Consider the following 15281-nt stretch of genomic DNA (forward strand, 5'->3'; position numbering starts at 1 on the left):
GATGCAGCGGATCATGGGCCGGAAGCGCCGCGCCTGTCAAAGCCCCATTCCATTTCGGAACCGGCACAAAGGTCCTATCTGGCGAGCAGGATCGAGGGCTCGCGTCGCGCGGCGCAATCGGAGCGCGGGCAGATGCGGCATGATGGGCCGATGGGAATTTCCGGCAGCGCCGGCGCGGATGCGGGTGTCGGGGCGGGTTGAATCAGCATCTGGGCACGGCCCAGCACCGGCCCGCCAATCCCGGACGGCTGGCTGCGCGTCGCATAGCTGAGCGTCGTGAATCTGCGTCCTTCAGGGGTCACCACCAGATGCGCCATCGCCGTCTGGGGCGCTGCAAGCGCCTGATATAACGGCCAAAGCGGGCAAGCATCGCCGGGACGCGGCAACGGAAACCCCGGCGCCGGGCGGCGCAGCGTCAACGCCCCCGAGCCGTCGCACACCAGCAGCCCGGCACGGGCGAAGCCTTCCGGGCGCAATGCCGCAAGCCGGCGCATGACCAGATCCAGCGGCGCACCCAGACGCGCCGCGATCGAAACGGCATCGGCCTGATCCACCGAGGCTGCGGACAGGTCGGCATCGGGCAGCCGTTCACGCTCTTCCTCGAGTCGTGCAAGATGCGTCCGCGCCAGTTGCCGCGCGGCGTCCGAGGCCAGATCGCCTGCCTCGTCCACCGGCGGCGTGTCTGCGGCCATCCACGCCTCGACTTCTTCCTGCGGCGTGAAGATCGGGCTCTCGGCCTCGAAACTGTCCAGATACGCCACCAACGCCTGCGCCGTAGTGGACAATCGCTGGCTGTCCTGATCGAGATTTGCGTGAAATCGGTGGCGCCAGTCGTCAGGAATCTCGCCCTCATCGGCCAGGATCGACGCGGTCGACCGGACCGACGTCACCGCCGACAGGATTTCGTGCAACGTGGTCAGCAGATATGGATCCTGCCGCATCCGGTCGGAAAGATTGACCAGTTGCCGCTCAAGCGCCTCGGACCGGCGCGCGGTCGCCATCAGCGCCTCGGCCCAACCCGGAAAGCGGGCAAGGAATTCCGGCGCCTGATCAAGTTCAGGCGGCGACCCCGACACGATCTCGGGGGCGCGGGATGCCGCGTCCCGCAGCGCCGCGATCCGGGCCTCTTCCCGTCCTTCCGCAAGATCCTCGGACGGCACCTGAAGCACCTCGGCCAGCCGCTGGACCAGGTCGGCTCCGACGGGCCTGCGGTTATGTTCGATGAGGTTCAGATAGGCGGGCGAAATTCCAGCCGCCCTGGCAACATCGGCCTGCCGACGCGACAACGCAAGGCGTCGTTCGCGAATGCGGGTTCCGGTCAGGACATGGGGCGCGCCGCGCTGGGTCATGGAAACGATGAAACCGCGCGGCGAAGATCAGCGCAAGCCGGTTCGGGCGGCATGGATCGAAACGAACCGCGAGGGGGTGCCGACCTTGCGGTCGGCGTGCTGCCGCCCCGGCCGGGGGCGCGCCGCTGACGCGGCGCGCGGACGGCATCACGGCAAGGCAGCATCACACCGGGATGCCGTGCCTGCCCGCAAGATCCGTGAAGAGTTGCCACGCGACACGGCCCGACCGGCCGCCGCGAGTCGCCTGCCATTCGACGGCTTCGGCGCGCAGAACCTCGGGCTCGATCGGCAGGTCATAGGCGTCGCAATAGCCCTGAACCATCGCCAGATATTCATCCTGCGAACAGGGATGAAAGCCCAGCCACAACCCGAACCGGTCCGACAACGAGACCTTTTCCTCGACCGCCTCTCCGGGATGGATCGCGGTCGAACGTTCGTTGTCGATCATGTCGCGGGGCATCAGGTGCCGGCGGTTCGACGTGGCATACAGGATCACATTCGCCGGCCGACCGTTGATGCCGCCATCCAGCACCGCCTTGAGTGACTTGTACTGCGTATCGTCATGGCTGAAGGACAGGTCGTCCGAGAACAGCAGAAAGCGCCTGTCGCGCGCACGGCCAAGGATCGCCAGCAGACGCCCGACCGAGCCCAGATCCTCTCTTGCGATCTCGACCAGCACAAGCGGCAGTCCCTGTGCCACCGCCTCGGCGTGAACGGCCTTGACCAGGGACGACTTGCCCATTCCGCGCGCGCCCCATAGCAGCGCGTTGTTGGCGCCATAGCCGCGCGCGAATTGCAGCGTGTTGGCCAGCAGTGTGTCCTTGGACCGGTCGATCCCGATCAACTGCACCAGATCGACGCGATTGACGATCTCGACCGGTTCCAGACGATCGGGGTCGGGATGCCAGACATAGGCGGTCGCTTCGGTGAAGCTGGGCACCGGCGCGGGTGGGGGGGCCAGACGTTCAAGCGCCTCGGCGATCCGGGTCAGCGCGCAGGTATCGTCGCCCTCTCCCCTCATGCGCCGTCCTTTTCGTCTTCGTCGTCATCGACCCACAGCCCCTGTGCCCGCAGTTCGGCCTCGCGCCGCTTCTGGATCCGGCGAACCAGCTGGATCGAAATTTCGTAGAGGCCGTAAACCACCGTGAACAGCACCACCTGGCTGACGACGTCAGGCGGCGTGGCGACGGCGGCCAGCATCAGGATCGCGACCACGGCGTATTTGCGCACCGAGCCAAGCCCCTCGGCGGTGACCAGCCCGGCCTTGCCCATCAGGGTCAGAAGCACGGGCAACTGGAAACTGAGCCCGAAGGAAAGGATGAACTTGGTCGTCAGCGACAGGTATTCGTCGACCGAGCCCTGAAAGACGATCGCCGCCATCGGATTGTCGGCGGCGGCCTGCGCGGCCTCGCCCGAGCCGTCATCGGGCAGTGCAAGCGGCCCCTGCTGAAAGCCCAGGAAGAAATCATAGGCCATCGGCAGGATGATGTAATAGGCGAAAGCCGCGCCCATGAAGAACATCACAGGCGAGGCGATCAGGAATGGCAGAAACGCGCTTTTCTCGTTGCGATACAGGCCCGGCGCTACGAAACGCCACATCTGATAGGCGATGATCGGAAAGGCCAGCGCAAAGCCGCCAAGCAACGAGATGCGGATGGCGACGAAGAAACCTTCCTGCAGTTTCAACAGGATCAGGCCGCATTCCTGGCCGCGCAGTTCCAGCGCGTGGCAAATCGGCCTGGTCAGGAAATTATAGATCGGGTTCCAGACCGTATAGCACAGCACCATCGCCACGATGAACGCCAACAGCGACCAGATGATCCGGGTGCGCAGCTCGGCCAGATGTTCGATCAGCGGGGCCGAGCTGTCGTCAAGCTCGTCGTCCGGAAGGGTCTTGCTGGCCAATTCAGTCGTCTTTCATGTCGCTGCGACGCACTGCGTGCAATCGCCTTGCCCCAGCGCCCGGGGTGGTCGCCGATTGTCCGTCGGTTTCGGTTTCGCCGGTTGCGGTCCCAGTCTTTGACGTCGCCGCCGATGCCGCACTTGCCGCGGTCGCACCGTCGCCGGCCGGCTTCGACGCCGCACCAGGATCCGCGCCGGGGTCGCGTTGCGCCTTGCCGCGCGAATCCGGCACCTTGGGATCCCATTTCTCGAAACGATCGGCAGCACGATCCAGCGCATCCAACCCCAACGACTTTTTCGAGGTCAGGGACTTCAACTCGTGGATGCTGTTCGATGCCTCGTCCAGACCCGACCCCTTGGCCGCGTCCTCCATCGCCGAGGTGAACTCGCGCGCCATGCTGCGCGCCTTCGCCGTAAACCGCCCCAGCGAGTGAAACAGGTGCGGCAGATCCTTGGGACCGACGACGATCAGCGCCACGACGCCGATCAGCAGCAGTTCGGTCCAACCGATATCCAACATGATGCGCCGCGCCCTTGCCCGATCAGCTGCGGTCGGTGGTGTGCGGCGTCACGTCGCGCGCCTTTTCGCCGGGCACATCACGTGTCTCGTCGTCGGTGGCGGCGTTCTCGATCTCTTCCGAGCCGTCCTTGACGCCCCTCTTGAAGGCCGTGATGCCCTTGCCGACTTCGCCCATCAGGGACGAGATCTTGCCGCGCCCGAACAGGACCAGCACGACGACTGCGATCAGAAGAAGGCCGGGAAGGCCGATATTGTTCAGCATGCGAAACTCCCTTGCCGGACGGGCCGACCGTCCGCGCGACAGATTTAGGGCCTCGCCGCCCGGATTGCAAAGCCCGAATGCAGGATCACGCAAGCGTTTGGATCCGGTCGCCGTCGTCCCGCTTGGCACCGCGGGCGGGGCGGGCGATAAGGGGCGGATGGATATGTCGCCCTATATCACGGCTTTCGTCACGCTGTTCGTGGTCATAGACCCGGTCGGCCTGGCGCCGATCTTCATTGCGCTGACGCCCGGCATGGACAGTGCGCAGCGCCGCCGGATCGGTTTCCGCGCCCTGGTCATCGCGGCGGTGCTTCTGACCATGTTCGGCCTTGCCGGCGAGGCGATCCTGTCGGGGATCGGCATCTCGATCTCGGCCTTCCGAATCGCCGGCGGGCTGCTGCTGTTCTTGACCGCGCTGGACATGCTTTTCGAGCGGCGGACCGAGCGGCGCGAGGGTCAGGGCCATGACGACCCGTCCGACCATGATCCCTCGGTCTTTCCGCTGGCCATGCCACTGCTTGCCGGGCCGGGCGCGCTGGCGACGATGATCCTGCTGGCCGGGCAGCAGCCCGGCTGGGGTCATATCGTGCTGGTGCATCTGGTCATGCTGGCGGTGCTGGCGATCGCGATGATCCTGTTCCACCTGGCGACACCGCTGGCCCGCGCCCTGGGCCGGACCGGCACGATGGTCGTCACTCGTCTTCTGGGCATGCTTCTTGCGGCGCTTTCGGTGCAGTTCGTCATCGACGGCCTGAAGGGCTCGGGGCTGCTGTGATGGCCGGTGAAGACGGGATGCAGCTTGCCTACTATATCGTCCTGCTGGTGGTGATCGGCGGTGCGATGCTGTTCGAGTTGTCGGGCCGTGGCGGTCAGGCGTTGCGTCAGCTTGTGCTGTGGGTTGTCATCTTCGCCGGCGCGATCTTCGCCGCCGATCTATGGCTGGATGGCGGCGGCCCGCGGCAGCAGGTCATGCAGGGCGGCCGGATCGAGATCCCGGTCGGCCGCGGTGGCCATTTTCATCTGACCGCCGAACTGAATGGCGTCGACGTGCGGTTCATCGTGGATACCGGCGCCTCGACCATCGCCCTGGGCCCCGAGGACGCGCGCCGCATCGGCATCGAACCCGACGATCTGGCCTATGTCGGACGGGCGATGACCGCCAATGGCGAGGTTCAGACCGCGCCTGTCACGATCGACGAATTCGCCATCGGCGACATCGTGGATCGCAATGTGCGCGCCTGGGTGATCGGCGGAGATCTGGACGGCTCGCTTCTGGGCATGTCCTATCTGCGCACCTTCGCGCGCGTCAGTTTCGAAAACGATCTTCTGATCCTCGAACGCTGACTTGAATCCCGCTCGCACCGGGTCTAGGCTTTCGTCATTCCGTTGGGGTGCCCCGAGATCCGGGGCTGAGAGGTCGCGTGCCAACCCATCGAACCTGATCCGGGCAATGCCGGCGTAGGGAACGGAGTTTCGGGGCCAGACGCGCCCCCTCCCCCCTTCATGTCGCAACCCATCGGAGGAACGACATGGCAGGGGTTCCCACACTGCTGATCATCGCGGGCTCGGACAGCGGCGGCGGCGCCGGCATTCAGGCCGATCTGAAAACCGCGTCGGCGCGCGGCGCCTATGGCACGACCGCGATCACGGCGGTCACGGCGCAGAACACCCGCGGCGTGCACGGGGTGGAACTGCTGCCGCCCGAACTGGTCGCCTTGCAGATCCGCGCGGTGCTGGACGATATCGGCGCCGATGCCGTCAAGATCGGAATGCTGGGTTCGGTCGCCATCGTGAGGGCGGTGGCCAATGCGCTGCGCGACTATCGTGGCCCGGTTGTCCTGGATCCGGTGATGATCGCGAAATCGGGTGACGCGCTGCTGGACGACGACGCCATCGCGGCGCTGCGTGATGATCTGCTGCCGCGTGCGGCGTTGCTGACCCCCAACCTGCCCGAGGCCGCGCGGCTGACAGGCCGGGACATCGCAAAGCATCAGGACGACATGCGTGCGCAGGGTGCCGCACTGATCGCGCAAGGTGCAGGTGCGGTGCTGGTCAAGGGCGGTCACGCCCGCGGCGATACCTGCACCGACTGGCTGGTGACCGGGCAATCATCCCGGTCCTATACCGCGCCGCGCGTCCACACGGCGAACACCCACGGCACCGGCTGCTCCCTGTCATCGGCCATCGCGGTCGAACTGGCCAGGGGCGCATCGCTGCCCGATGCGACGCAGCGCGCGCATCACTGGCTGCACGGCGCAATCCTGGCGGCGGACCGGCTGAATATCGGCGGCGGGCATGGGCCGGTGCATCATTTCCACGAGGTCTGGGCATGAGGGAGCGGATCACCGTTCTGGGCGCGGGCGTGACCGGTCTGGCGGTCGCGACCGAACTGACGCGGCGCAAGGCCCCGGTGCGCCTGATAGATCCGCACGGCGCGCCGGGCGCGCATGGCTGTTCGTGGTGGGCGGGCGGCATGCTGGCCCCGTTCTGCGAGGGCGAAAGCGCCGAAGAACCCATCACCCGGCTGGGGCAAGAGGCCGCCGATTGGTGGCAGGCAGCCGGCGTGCCGGTCACGCGCCAGGGATCGCTGGTCGTCGCGCTGGGACGCGACCGGGGCGAACTGGACCGGTTCGCCCGACGCACCACGAATCACGTCGCACTGGATCGCGCCACGCTTGGCGAGACCGAGCCCGCCTTGGCTGACCGCTTTGATCGCGCTTTGCTTTTCCCGACCGAGGCCCATATCGCGCCGCGACAGGCGCTGGCGACCCTTGCCGCCGGGCTGGCTGACCATGGCGTCACGATCGAAAACGCCCTGCCGCAAGGCCCGGTGATCGACTGCCGGGGGCTGGCCGCGCGCGACCGGTTGCCGGACCTTCGTGGCGTGCGCGGCGAAATGGCCGTGCTGCGCGCGCCCGGTGTCACCCTGACCCGGCCCGTCCGCCTGCTGCATCCGCGTCATCCGCTGTATATCGTGCCGCGCGGCGAGGGCATATATATGCTGGGTGCGACGCAGATCGAGACCGATCATCGCGGCCCGGCCACGCTGCGATCCGTGGTCGAGCTGCTGAACGCCGCATACGCGCTGGACCCGGCTTTCGCCGAGGCCGAGCTGCTGGAAACCGGCGCGGACGCCCGCCCGGCCTTTCCCGACAACCTGCCGCGCATCCGCCGGCAAGACGACCGCATTTTCGTCAACGGCCTGTATCGACACGGCTTTCTGCTTGCCCCCGCGCTGGCACGAATGGTGGCCGGGTTGGTCCTAGATGGAAGAAAACCGGAGGTGATGGATGAAGATCACGGTAAATGGCACGCCGCATGAGGTGACCGCCGCGACGCTGGAGGCCGCGTTGGCCGAACTGGGCTATGGAGATCAGCGCGTAGCGACGGCGGTGAATCAAAGCTTTGTCCCAGCGGCCCGGCGCGGCGCGCAGGCGCTGCAGCCCGGCGACCGGCTGGAAATTCTTGCACCTATGCAGGGGGGCTGAGATGCCGGTCTTCTATGGTACCGAAATCGCGTCGCGGCTGATGCTGGGAACCGCGGGTTACCCCTCGCCCGCGATTCTTGCCCGCGCGTTTCGCCGCTCGGGCGCGGGCATCGCCACGGTTTCGCTGCGGCGCGAGGGTGCAGGCGGTGCCGGCGCCGCGTTCCGGGAACTGATCCGCGACCTGAACGTGCCGGTCCTGCCCAACACGGCGGGCTGTCACACGGTGCGCGAGGCGGTCACCACAGCCCACATGGCGCGCGAGGTTTTCGACACCGACTGGATCAAGCTGGAGGTGATCGGCCATCCCGACACGCTGCAACCCGACCCGTTCGGGCTGGTCGAGGCCGCGCGTATCCTGACCCAGGACGGGTTCCGGGTTTTCCCCTACTCGACCGAGGATGGCATCGTCGCCGACCGGCTTTTGCAGGCTGGATGCGAGGTTCTGATGCCGTGGGGCGCACCGATCGGAACAGGGTTAGGCCTGAACAACCTATATGGCCTGCGCACCCTGCGCGCACAACATCCCGAGGTGCCGATGGTGATCGACGCTGGTCTTGGCCTGCCCAGCCACGCCGCAGCGGCCATGGAGATGGGGTTTGACGCCGTGCTGCTGAACACGGCGGTCGCCAAGGCGGGCGATCCGGCGGCGATGGCCGAAGGGTTCGCCCGCGGCCTTGAGGCCGGGCGTCTGGCCTTCGAGGCCGATCCGATGCAGCCGCGCGACATGGCTTCGCCCTCGACCCCGGTGATCGGACTGGCGGAGCTGGCATGACGCTGGATCGTTTCTATCCGATCTTCGATCATCCCGACTGGCTGCGCCGCGCGCTGCCGCTGGGGGTCAAGCTGGTGCAACTGCGCATCAAGGACCGCCCTGCCGCCAAGACCCGCGACTTGCTGAAAGAGGGGCGCGATCTGTGTCGCCGGGCGGGCGCGGTGATGGTGGTCAACGATCACTGGCAGGCAGCCATCGAACTTGGCTGCGACTGGCTGCATCTGGGACAAGAAGATCTGGAGGGCGCCGACCTTGCCGCGATTCGCCGGTCAGGACTGCGGCTGGGGATATCAACGCATGACCACGCCGAACTGGACCGGGCACTGGCCCTGGAACCCGACTATGTGGCGCTGGGGCCCGTCTGGCCGACCATCCTGAAAAAGATGAAATGGCATGAACAAGGACTCGAGCGGTTGGCCGAATGGCGACATCTGGTCGGCGGGGTACCGCTTGTCGCCATCGGCGGTTTGTCTGTCGCGCGCGCGGCGCCGGCCTTTGCAGCCGGGGCCGACATCGTGTCAGCCGTGACCGACATCACGCTGAACCGCGACCCCGAGGAACGCATCCGCGAATGGATCGGGGCGACAAGATGACACGGTATGCAAGACAGCTGGCCGTGATCGGCCCCGACGCGCAGAACCGGCTGGACAAGGCGCGGGTCCTGATCGTCGGCGCGGGCGGTCTGGCCGCGCCGGTCCTGCAATATCTGGCAGGTGCCGGGGTGGGACGACTGCGACTGGTCGATCCCGACATCGTCGAGGTCACCAACCTGCATCGTCAGACGCTGTTTCGCATCGACGACCTCGGACAGGCAAAGGTTGTGGCGGCGGCTGCCTGCCTGGACGGGCTGAACCCGGATTGCACGGTCGAGCCGATCAAGGAGCGACTGGATCCGGCGAATGTCGCGGCACTTGCTGAGGGGTGTGACCTGATCCTGGATTGCGCGGACAGTTTTGCCGCAAGTTATGTGCTGTCGGATCATGCGTTTCAGTCCGGGGTTCCGCTGATCTCGGGGTCGGTGATCGGGCGGCAAGGTTATGCCGGCGGTTTCTGCGGTGGTGCGCCGTCCTTGCGTGCGGTGTTTCCGGATCTGCCGGACCGCGCCGGAAGCTGCGCGACCGAGGGCGTCATCGGATCGGTCGTGGGCGTGATCGGCAGCCTTCAGGCAGACATGGCGCTGAACTGGCTGGCGGGGCTGGCGCCATCGCCCCTTGGCCGGATCGTCAGTTTCGATGCCGCGCGCCAGCAATTCGGCGGCTTCGGCTTTGCCGATGCACCAGAACCGATGGATCGGCTGCGCTTCATCGCGCCGATGGATCTGCGGCCAGCCGACCTGCTGATCGACCTGCGCGCGCCCGAGGAAGGCCCCCCGGTCCGCGAGGCGACGCTGCGCTGCGGCCCGGACAGGATCGGTCCTGATCTGCCGCAGCCCGGGCCGGGAGGCCGCACCGTGTTGTGCTGCAAATCGGGCCTCCGCGCATGGCGCGCGGCAGAGAAACTGGCGGACACCCGCGCCGGAACGCTTGTCTTGCTGGCCACCGGATGACCGATCCCGTGGAAGGGCGCGGGCCGGGCAAAGCCCTGCCCGGTCGCTGCCGCTAGGCCGCAGGCCGCGCTGACGCGCGGCGATCAGTCCAGCGGCAAGGGCTGTGTCTGACCGGAATGTTCCAGATGCCAGACCGCCTGCCAACGTCTGCCATGACGATCCAGCGTCAGGAAATTTCGTTCCGCGATATATCGCTGCCTGTGGCCGGGAAGCGGGCGGACCGTGATCGGGTGCCCTGCCAGCGGCGCCTCGGCCAACCCGGCCAGCCATCCCAGCGCGCGCGCGTACAGCGACGGCGGGGCGCGATGCGAAATGCCAGACGCCACAAGCTGATGGATCAGGCTGTCTTGCGACCCCATCTCGGCCCGGGTTGCCAGATGGATTTCGCCCGACAGCACCGTGACCGGCCCGGCCTCACGCATCCGCAGCACCTGGCGCAGCATCCGCCGCCATTCCTCGCGATGCGCGTGGCTTTGCCACTGGTCACGCAGATCGTCTTCATAGTGCTGCATCCGGGGGATCAGCCCCATCACGCTTTCCAGCAGCGACAGGCGCGGCCCCAACAGCGGCACGCTGGACACCATCAGTGTGTGCCCCCCTGCCTCGGGGCGGATGCTTTCGACACCCTGCCAGCCCGGCTCGCCCATCACACGCCTGCGGCGCCGCTCGGATCGCAGATCCGGCGCGAAGATCGTCAGCCCCGGCAGGTCGCGCCGCCACCCGAGGTTCTGGCCCGAAGGATCGAAAAACAGATCAGGAATATCCGCCTCGGTCGCGCCATGCTGAAACAGCAGATACATCTGCCGCGCGACCCGAAACAGCACCCGTCCGACGCGCGAATCCGTCGCGGCCTCGGGCAACGACCCCCAGCCATCGCAGATATCATGGTCGTCCCAGATCGACAGCGCGGGGACCGAGGCAAACAGCCCGGCGCAGTCCGGCGCGGCAAGGACCGACAGGTATCTTTCCAGGAAACCTGCGCGCAGGTGATCCTCAAGACCCGCCAGGGCCGCCGCATCGGGATCGGCGACGACCCGATCCGGCCACTCGTTGCTGAGAGGGTGCCCCTGTGTGGCCTCATCGGCATAGATCTGATCACCGCCCTGCAGCAGCAGCGCAAAGGGCGCCCGCGCATGTTCATCCGCCAGCCGCGACCACATCAGGTTGCGTTCCGGGCCGTCGCGATCCAGATCGCCGTGTTCTTCGCCATTGCACGACACGAAGGCGATCCGCATGTCGTCCGTCAGATCGGTCACGACCGGATGAAATTTCGCGCCGAACCCATAGCCGCCCTCGCCCCGCGCCAGGCGGAAGTCGTGGCGCCAGACCGACATCTCACCAACCGTGGCAATGCGGCAGGGCGCGATTTCGTCCTGCGCGGTTCGCACGGTTGGCGGCGGTCCCACATGCGAAGGCCATATGTTGATCGCCGCAAGCCGGACTCCGTCGTCATCCTGTCCGCGAAAATGCAGGATCGGGCCTGCCTGCTGTTCAGCATTTTTCATATACGCCCCGGTCGCCTTTTCCTGCCAGAACTGTCCAGATAGGTGCGGGGTGCGGCATTTGCACCGCCATGGATCGCAGCCCAGATCCGATTGCGGGAATCCGCCGGTTACCTGTGCCGGCGAAACCGGTTGCGCAGGCGTTCCCAGCCCCGGAACAGGCCACGCTTCTCGACCTGTTCGAAGATCATGTCAGGGCCCTCGGGGTCCAGGATCTCGTTGTCGGCCAGCCATTCCTCGGCCCCGTTCAGATCGGGAAGACGATAGTCGCGCAGCGTCCGCCCCTGCCCCTCGTCCACGCGCAGCCTGTCGATTGTCTGGATCAGCGATCCCGTCTGGTCCAGCATATCGGCAACCTGATCGGCGGAGACGCCCAGATGTTCGGCGATCAGGTCGTTGCGAATCGCGGCGATCCGTTCTTTCGCGTCCTCGTTTCCCGGCTCGTCCGCCGCCAGCACCACATCGCATTCGGTGTCCAGCCGCATCGACCGGTTGTTGAAGTTCGACGATCCGACGCGCAACCAGTGATCATCGACGATCATCACCTTGGCATGAATATAGATCTCGGCCCCGCCATCGGTCAGCGCATGCAGGACACGCAGCCGGCCGTGACGGTCAAGACGGCGCAGCGCCTCGATCAGCCGTGCACGCGCGGAATCCATCGCCTTGCTGCGCAGCCAGCCCTCTGCGCTGACCGGATTGACGATCACGATCTCGGGGCAGTCGGGTTGGGTCAGACGCTGTGCGATGGCGCGCGCCACCCGACGCGAGGCGAAATACTGGCTTTCGGCATAGATCGTCTGCCGGGCGCGACCGATCAGATCCAGATACATCGTCTCGATCTCGTGGATCGGGCTCACGTCGTCCATTTCGGGACGCGTCCGGGCAATGGCAAGACGCACGTCACGGAACGACGGGGTCAGCGCTTCGGGCCAACAGCCGGCATGACAGGTCGCGGGCTGCAATTCCTGACCGGTCGCGATCTTCCAGCGCTGACGCGCAAGATCGCCCATGGCCCGTGCTGCCGCGCCGTCAAAGGCGCTGGTCGCATCGTGCCAGGGTGGATGCGGTGCGCCGTCTGGACCGCGCCGCTGAGGGTCGTCGTCCAGATGCGCGCGACGGTCCCAACGCCCCTCGGTCATGTCGATGCCGCCGCAGAATGCGATGCTGTCGTCGATCACGACGATTTTCTGGTGATGCGAGCTTGCAATCGGATGATGGGCATCAAGGCTGAGCGTGATGCGCGGATGTGCCTTCCAGCGCAGAACCGTCAGCAGGGTATTGCCCCGCAACATGGCCTTGAACGCACCCGTATCCCAGCGCAGAAGACGAATTTCCAGCGACGGGGTGCGGTTGGCCAACCAGGTCACGAATTCACCCAGACGCGCCGGCCCTTCATCGGCCTTGCCGATGTCGATTCTGGGGTCGAAATCCCACCCGATCATCAGGATGCTGTGTCGGGCCTGCAGCATCGCCTGACGCGCCGCCGCGAAATAATCGTCGGCGTCGACGATGAACGTAAATCGGTTCGAGGATTCGATTCGCCAGCAATTGCTGCCTGGCTGCAAAAGTTTTCCGCTATCCGCAGCCATGAAGTCCCTGCTTGTGCTGTCCCACGCAGATCAAACCCTTCAGGCGGCCACAGGTTCCCTGCCCCGGCACCGCAGCCGGGGCAGCATCAGTGCGGGGTGATGCCACGGATCCGCTCTGACCGGCGGCGCAGCAGTTCAACGGTGGTCAGCAGCGCGATCGAAAAGATCACCAGCAGCGTCGCGACGGCCAGGATCGCCGGACTGATCTGTTCACGGATGCCGTTCCACATCTGCCGTGGGATGGTCTGCTGGTCCGGACCGGCGATGAACAGCACCGCCACCACCTCGTCGAACGACGTGACGAACGCGAACAACGCACCTGAAATGACGCCCGGCAGGATCAACGGCATGGTGATCCTGAAGAAGGTCGTGCGAGGATTGGCGCCAAGGCTGGCCGCAGCCCGGTTCAGCGACTGATCGAAGCCCACCAGCGTCGCTGTGACGGTGATGATCACGAACGGAATGCCAAGCGTGGCGTGCGCCAGGATGACGCCCAGATAGGTCCCCGCAAGTCGGCCGCATTGCGGATCCAGCCCGAACAGGGTCAGCAGTTCGCAGGGATTCGAATAGAAGAAGAACATGCCCGTCGCCGTGATGATCAGCGGCACGATCATCGGCGAGATCAGCGTCGCCATGATCGCCCGCCGGAAGGGCATTTCCGGGCGTGACAGGCCAAGCGCTGCAAGCGTGCCCAGCACGGTAGCCAGCACTGTCGAGAAGAACCCGATGATGATCGAGTTCTTGGCGGCATTCACCCATTTGGCGTTTGCCCAGGCATCCGCCCACCACGATGCATCGCGCGGCGCGTCGGGGCTGAGCATCCCGAATGTCAGCAGGCTGTCATACCAGCGCATCGAATACCCTTTCGGGTCGAATTCCAGCATCCGGTCGGTAAAGGTGAAATAGGGTTCGGCGTTGAACGACAGCGGGATGATGACCACGATCGGCGCGATCAGGAAGAAGAAGATCAACCCGCAGATCACCAGATAGGCATAGTGCCAGCTGCGCTCCAGCGGGGTTGCATAGGTCGGGACTGCCATTCGCGATTACCCCAGCTTCAGATTGTCGATGCCGACCATGCGGTCGTAGAGCCAGTAGAGGATCAGGACCGAAGCCAGCAGCAAGGCCGCCAGCGCCGCCGCCATGGACCAGTTCAGCGTGTCGGTCATGTGCATGGCGATCATGTTCGAGATCAGCTGACCCGAGGAACCGCCGACCAGCGCGGGCGTGATGTAGTAGCCAACGGCCAGAATGAACACCAGCAGCGCCCCCGCCCCCAGCCCCGGCAGCGTCTGTGGGAAATAGATGCGGCGGAACGCGGTCCAGCTGGTCGCGCCCAGGCTGCGCGCGGCGCGGACATAGGATGGGTTGATCGTCCGCATCACCGAATACAGCGGCAGGATCATGAACGGCAGCAGGATATGGGTCATCGCGATGATCGTGCCGGTCTGGTTGTAGATCATCTGCAACCGCCCGCTGCCGCCGATGACGCCCAGCCAGACAAGGATGTCGTTGATCACGCCCTGCTGCTGCAGCAGCACCATCCAGGATGTCGTCCGAACCAGAAGAGAGGTCCAGAATGGCAGCAGCACCAGGATCATCAGAAGGTTCGATTTGCGCATCGGCAGCGTCGCCAGAAGATGCGCGACCGGAAAGCCCAGCACGAATGTCAGTCCGGTGATCAGCAGCGACAGCCAGAAGGTGCGCATAAACAGCATCACATAGACGCGCTGACGTTCCTCGACCTGCTGGATGCTGCCGTCATCGGCACGGGTCCGGTCCACCGAGGCAAGGTAGAAATTGCCGGTATAGGGGGTCGATGCGTCGCGCATCGCGGCCCACAGGGTGGAACTGCCCCAGTCCTCGTCCATCTCAAGCAGCGCCTGTTCATAGGGCGGCTCGATCCCGCGCCGGACCTTGCGGCCGGTCGAGGTGAACAGCGACCTTGTGCCGGGCACGTCATAGTTGATCCTGGTGCCGACGACGCCGATCGTGCGCGCCTCGGCAGATACCTGCAGATCGTTGGCAAGCGCGGTCCATGCGGCCTCGTCCGGATCGGTGCCGCGCGGGTTTTCGGCGAACCATTGCGAGATCTGCGGCATGTTGGCCGAGAAACCGTCATTGTAGAACGACCGCTGCAGCATCTGCCCGATCGGCACCACGAAGGTGATCAGGATGAAGGCCAGAAGCGGCAATACAAGAAGAAAGGCACGGCGTTTGGCCCTGCGCTGGCTGCGCGCAAGGGCGCGCGACAGCGGCTTGCCGTCGGCGGTGGTCAGCGTGCCATCCGTCTCGCCCGAGGCGGTGGTCACGATGGCGGCATGTGGATCAAGAGCGTTCGCCATGAT

The 15281-nt window shown here is 65.7% G+C and carries 17 protein-coding genes and 1 riboswitch; of the genes, 8 read left to right on the top strand and 9 right to left on the bottom strand.

The features are described from left to right. Positions 1–74: 74 nt before the first annotated feature. The 5 genes from J7359_RS05500 to J7359_RS05520 all read right to left on the bottom strand — a co-directional run bounded on the left by J7359_RS05500 (position 75) and on the right by J7359_RS05520 (position 4033). Complete coding sequence (locus tag J7359_RS05500) at positions 75–1349, bottom strand: helix-turn-helix transcriptional regulator (protein ID WP_209055534.1); 1275 nt, start codon at positions 1347–1349, stop codon at positions 75–77. A gap of 163 nt (positions 1350–1512) precedes the next feature. Then, on the bottom strand, positions 1513–2370 hold the full coding sequence (locus J7359_RS05505; RefSeq protein ID WP_209055535.1) for an ATP-binding protein: 858 nt from the start codon (positions 2368–2370) through the stop codon (positions 1513–1515). Next, on the bottom strand, positions 2367–3254 hold the full coding sequence (gene tatC, locus J7359_RS05510; RefSeq protein WP_209055536.1) for a twin-arginine translocase subunit TatC: 888 nt from the start codon (positions 3252–3254) through the stop codon (positions 2367–2369). The genes J7359_RS05505 and tatC overlap by 4 nt, the downstream gene beginning before the upstream one ends. Position 3255: 1 nt before the next feature. After that, positions 3256–3771: a Sec-independent protein translocase protein TatB gene (gene tatB, locus J7359_RS05515; RefSeq protein ID WP_209055537.1), complete on the bottom strand. Its 516-nt coding sequence runs from the start codon at positions 3769–3771 to the stop codon at positions 3256–3258. A 22-nt stretch (positions 3772–3793) separates the two neighbouring features. Continuing rightward, a complete protein-coding gene (locus J7359_RS05520; RefSeq protein ID WP_209055538.1) occupies positions 3794–4033 on the bottom strand; it encodes a twin-arginine translocase TatA/TatE family subunit in 240 nt (79 codons plus the stop codon). 157 nt (positions 4034–4190) lie between these two features. Between J7359_RS05520 and J7359_RS05525 the strand changes: the two genes are divergently transcribed. From J7359_RS05525 to J7359_RS05560, 8 genes are all read left to right on the top strand, one after another. Continuing rightward, the gene (locus tag J7359_RS05525) at positions 4191–4808 is read left to right on the top strand and encodes a MarC family protein (protein WP_209055652.1); all 618 of its coding nucleotides are present in this window, start codon (positions 4191–4193) and stop codon (positions 4806–4808) included. After that, the gene (locus J7359_RS05530) at positions 4808–5377 is read left to right on the top strand and encodes a TIGR02281 family clan AA aspartic protease (protein WP_209055539.1); all 570 of its coding nucleotides are present in this window, start codon (positions 4808–4810) and stop codon (positions 5375–5377) included. The genes J7359_RS05525 and J7359_RS05530 overlap by 1 nt, the downstream gene beginning before the upstream one ends. 33 nt (positions 5378–5410) lie before the next feature. Then, positions 5411–5515, top strand: a riboswitch (TPP riboswitch). Between the two features lie 47 nt (positions 5516–5562). After that, on the top strand, positions 5563–6366 hold the full coding sequence (gene thiD, locus J7359_RS05535; RefSeq protein ID WP_209055540.1) for a bifunctional hydroxymethylpyrimidine kinase/phosphomethylpyrimidine kinase: 804 nt from the start codon (positions 5563–5565) through the stop codon (positions 6364–6366). Beyond that, positions 6363–7355 carry a glycine oxidase ThiO gene (thiO, locus tag J7359_RS05540; RefSeq protein ID WP_209055541.1) on the top strand — a complete coding sequence of 331 codons (993 nt, stop codon included), beginning with the start codon at positions 6363–6365 and terminating at the stop codon, positions 7353–7355. The genes thiD and thiO overlap by 4 nt, the downstream gene beginning before the upstream one ends. Further along, positions 7324–7521 carry a sulfur carrier protein ThiS gene (gene thiS / locus J7359_RS05545; protein WP_209055542.1) on the top strand — a complete coding sequence of 66 codons (198 nt, stop codon included), beginning with the start codon at positions 7324–7326 and terminating at the stop codon, positions 7519–7521. Before thiO ends, thiS begins: the two co-directional genes overlap by 32 nt. A gap of 1 nt (position 7522) precedes the next feature. Next, positions 7523–8293, top strand: coding sequence for a thiazole synthase (locus tag J7359_RS05550; protein ID WP_209055543.1), 771 nt, complete (start codon positions 7523–7525; stop codon positions 8291–8293). After that, positions 8290–8886: a thiamine phosphate synthase gene (locus tag J7359_RS05555; RefSeq protein WP_209055544.1), complete on the top strand. Its 597-nt coding sequence runs from the start codon at positions 8290–8292 to the stop codon at positions 8884–8886. Before J7359_RS05550 ends, J7359_RS05555 begins: the two co-directional genes overlap by 4 nt. Then, positions 8883–9839: a HesA/MoeB/ThiF family protein gene (locus tag J7359_RS05560; RefSeq protein WP_209055545.1), complete on the top strand. Its 957-nt coding sequence runs from the start codon at positions 8883–8885 to the stop codon at positions 9837–9839. The genes J7359_RS05555 and J7359_RS05560 overlap by 4 nt, the downstream gene beginning before the upstream one ends. An 83-nt stretch (positions 9840–9922) precedes the next feature. Here J7359_RS05560 and J7359_RS05565 read toward each other — a convergent pair whose 3' ends face one another. The 4 genes from J7359_RS05565 to J7359_RS05580 form a co-directional block, all read right to left on the bottom strand. Beyond that, positions 9923–11344, bottom strand: coding sequence for an alkaline phosphatase D family protein (locus tag J7359_RS05565; RefSeq protein WP_209055546.1), 1422 nt, complete (start codon positions 11342–11344; stop codon positions 9923–9925). Between the two features lie 107 nt (positions 11345–11451). Beyond that, positions 11452–12933: a phospholipase D-like domain-containing protein gene (locus J7359_RS05570; RefSeq protein WP_209055547.1), complete on the bottom strand. Its 1482-nt coding sequence runs from the start codon at positions 12931–12933 to the stop codon at positions 11452–11454. Positions 12934–13019: 86 nt separating this feature from the next. Continuing rightward, positions 13020–13973, bottom strand: a complete 954-nt coding sequence (locus tag J7359_RS05575; RefSeq protein WP_209055548.1) for an ABC transporter permease — start codon at positions 13971–13973, stop codon at positions 13020–13022. 6 nt (positions 13974–13979) lie between these two features. Continuing rightward, positions 13980–15278 carry an ABC transporter permease gene (locus J7359_RS05580; RefSeq protein ID WP_209055549.1) on the bottom strand — a complete coding sequence of 433 codons (1299 nt, stop codon included), beginning with the start codon at positions 15276–15278 and terminating at the stop codon, positions 13980–13982. Positions 15279–15281 lie beyond the last annotated feature (3 nt).

The sequence above is a fragment of the Paracoccus sp. R12_2 genome (assembly GCF_017744015.1).
Classification (GTDB): domain Bacteria; phylum Pseudomonadota; class Alphaproteobacteria; order Rhodobacterales; family Rhodobacteraceae; genus Paracoccus.

Coding starts and splice junctions, on each gene's coding strand:
- J7359_RS05530 (WP_209055539.1), top strand. CDS start 4,808: ATGGCCGGTGAAGACGGGATGCAGCTTGCCTACTATATCGTCCTGCTG.
- J7359_RS05555 (WP_209055544.1), top strand. CDS start 8,290: ATGACGCTGGATCGTTTCTATCCGATCTTCGATCATCCCGACTGGCTG.
- J7359_RS05505 (WP_209055535.1), bottom strand. CDS start 2,370: ATGAGGGGAGAGGGCGACGATACCTGCGCGCTGACCCGGATCGCCGAG.
- J7359_RS05525 (WP_209055652.1), top strand. CDS start 4,191: ATGGATATGTCGCCCTATATCACGGCTTTCGTCACGCTGTTCGTGGTC.
- J7359_RS05560 (WP_209055545.1), top strand. CDS start 8,883: ATGACACGGTATGCAAGACAGCTGGCCGTGATCGGCCCCGACGCGCAG.
- J7359_RS05550 (WP_209055543.1), top strand. CDS start 7,523: ATGCCGGTCTTCTATGGTACCGAAATCGCGTCGCGGCTGATGCTGGGA.
- J7359_RS05575 (WP_209055548.1), bottom strand. CDS start 13,973: ATGGCAGTCCCGACCTATGCAACCCCGCTGGAGCGCAGCTGGCACTAT.
- J7359_RS05565 (WP_209055546.1), bottom strand. CDS start 11,344: ATGAAAAATGCTGAACAGCAGGCAGGCCCGATCCTGCATTTTCGCGGA.
- J7359_RS05500 (WP_209055534.1), bottom strand. CDS start 1,349: ATGACCCAGCGCGGCGCGCCCCATGTCCTGACCGGAACCCGCATTCGC.
- thiS (WP_209055542.1), top strand. CDS start 7,324: ATGAAGATCACGGTAAATGGCACGCCGCATGAGGTGACCGCCGCGACG.
- J7359_RS05580 (WP_209055549.1), bottom strand. CDS start 15,278: ATGGCGAACGCTCTTGATCCACATGCCGCCATCGTGACCACCGCCTCG.
- J7359_RS05520 (WP_209055538.1), bottom strand. CDS start 4,033: ATGCTGAACAATATCGGCCTTCCCGGCCTTCTTCTGATCGCAGTCGTC.
- tatB (WP_209055537.1), bottom strand. CDS start 3,771: ATGTTGGATATCGGTTGGACCGAACTGCTGCTGATCGGCGTCGTGGCG.
- thiD (WP_209055540.1), top strand. CDS start 5,563: ATGGCAGGGGTTCCCACACTGCTGATCATCGCGGGCTCGGACAGCGGC.
- J7359_RS05570 (WP_209055547.1), bottom strand. CDS start 12,933: ATGGCTGCGGATAGCGGAAAACTTTTGCAGCCAGGCAGCAATTGCTGG.
- thiO (WP_209055541.1), top strand. CDS start 6,363: ATGAGGGAGCGGATCACCGTTCTGGGCGCGGGCGTGACCGGTCTGGCG.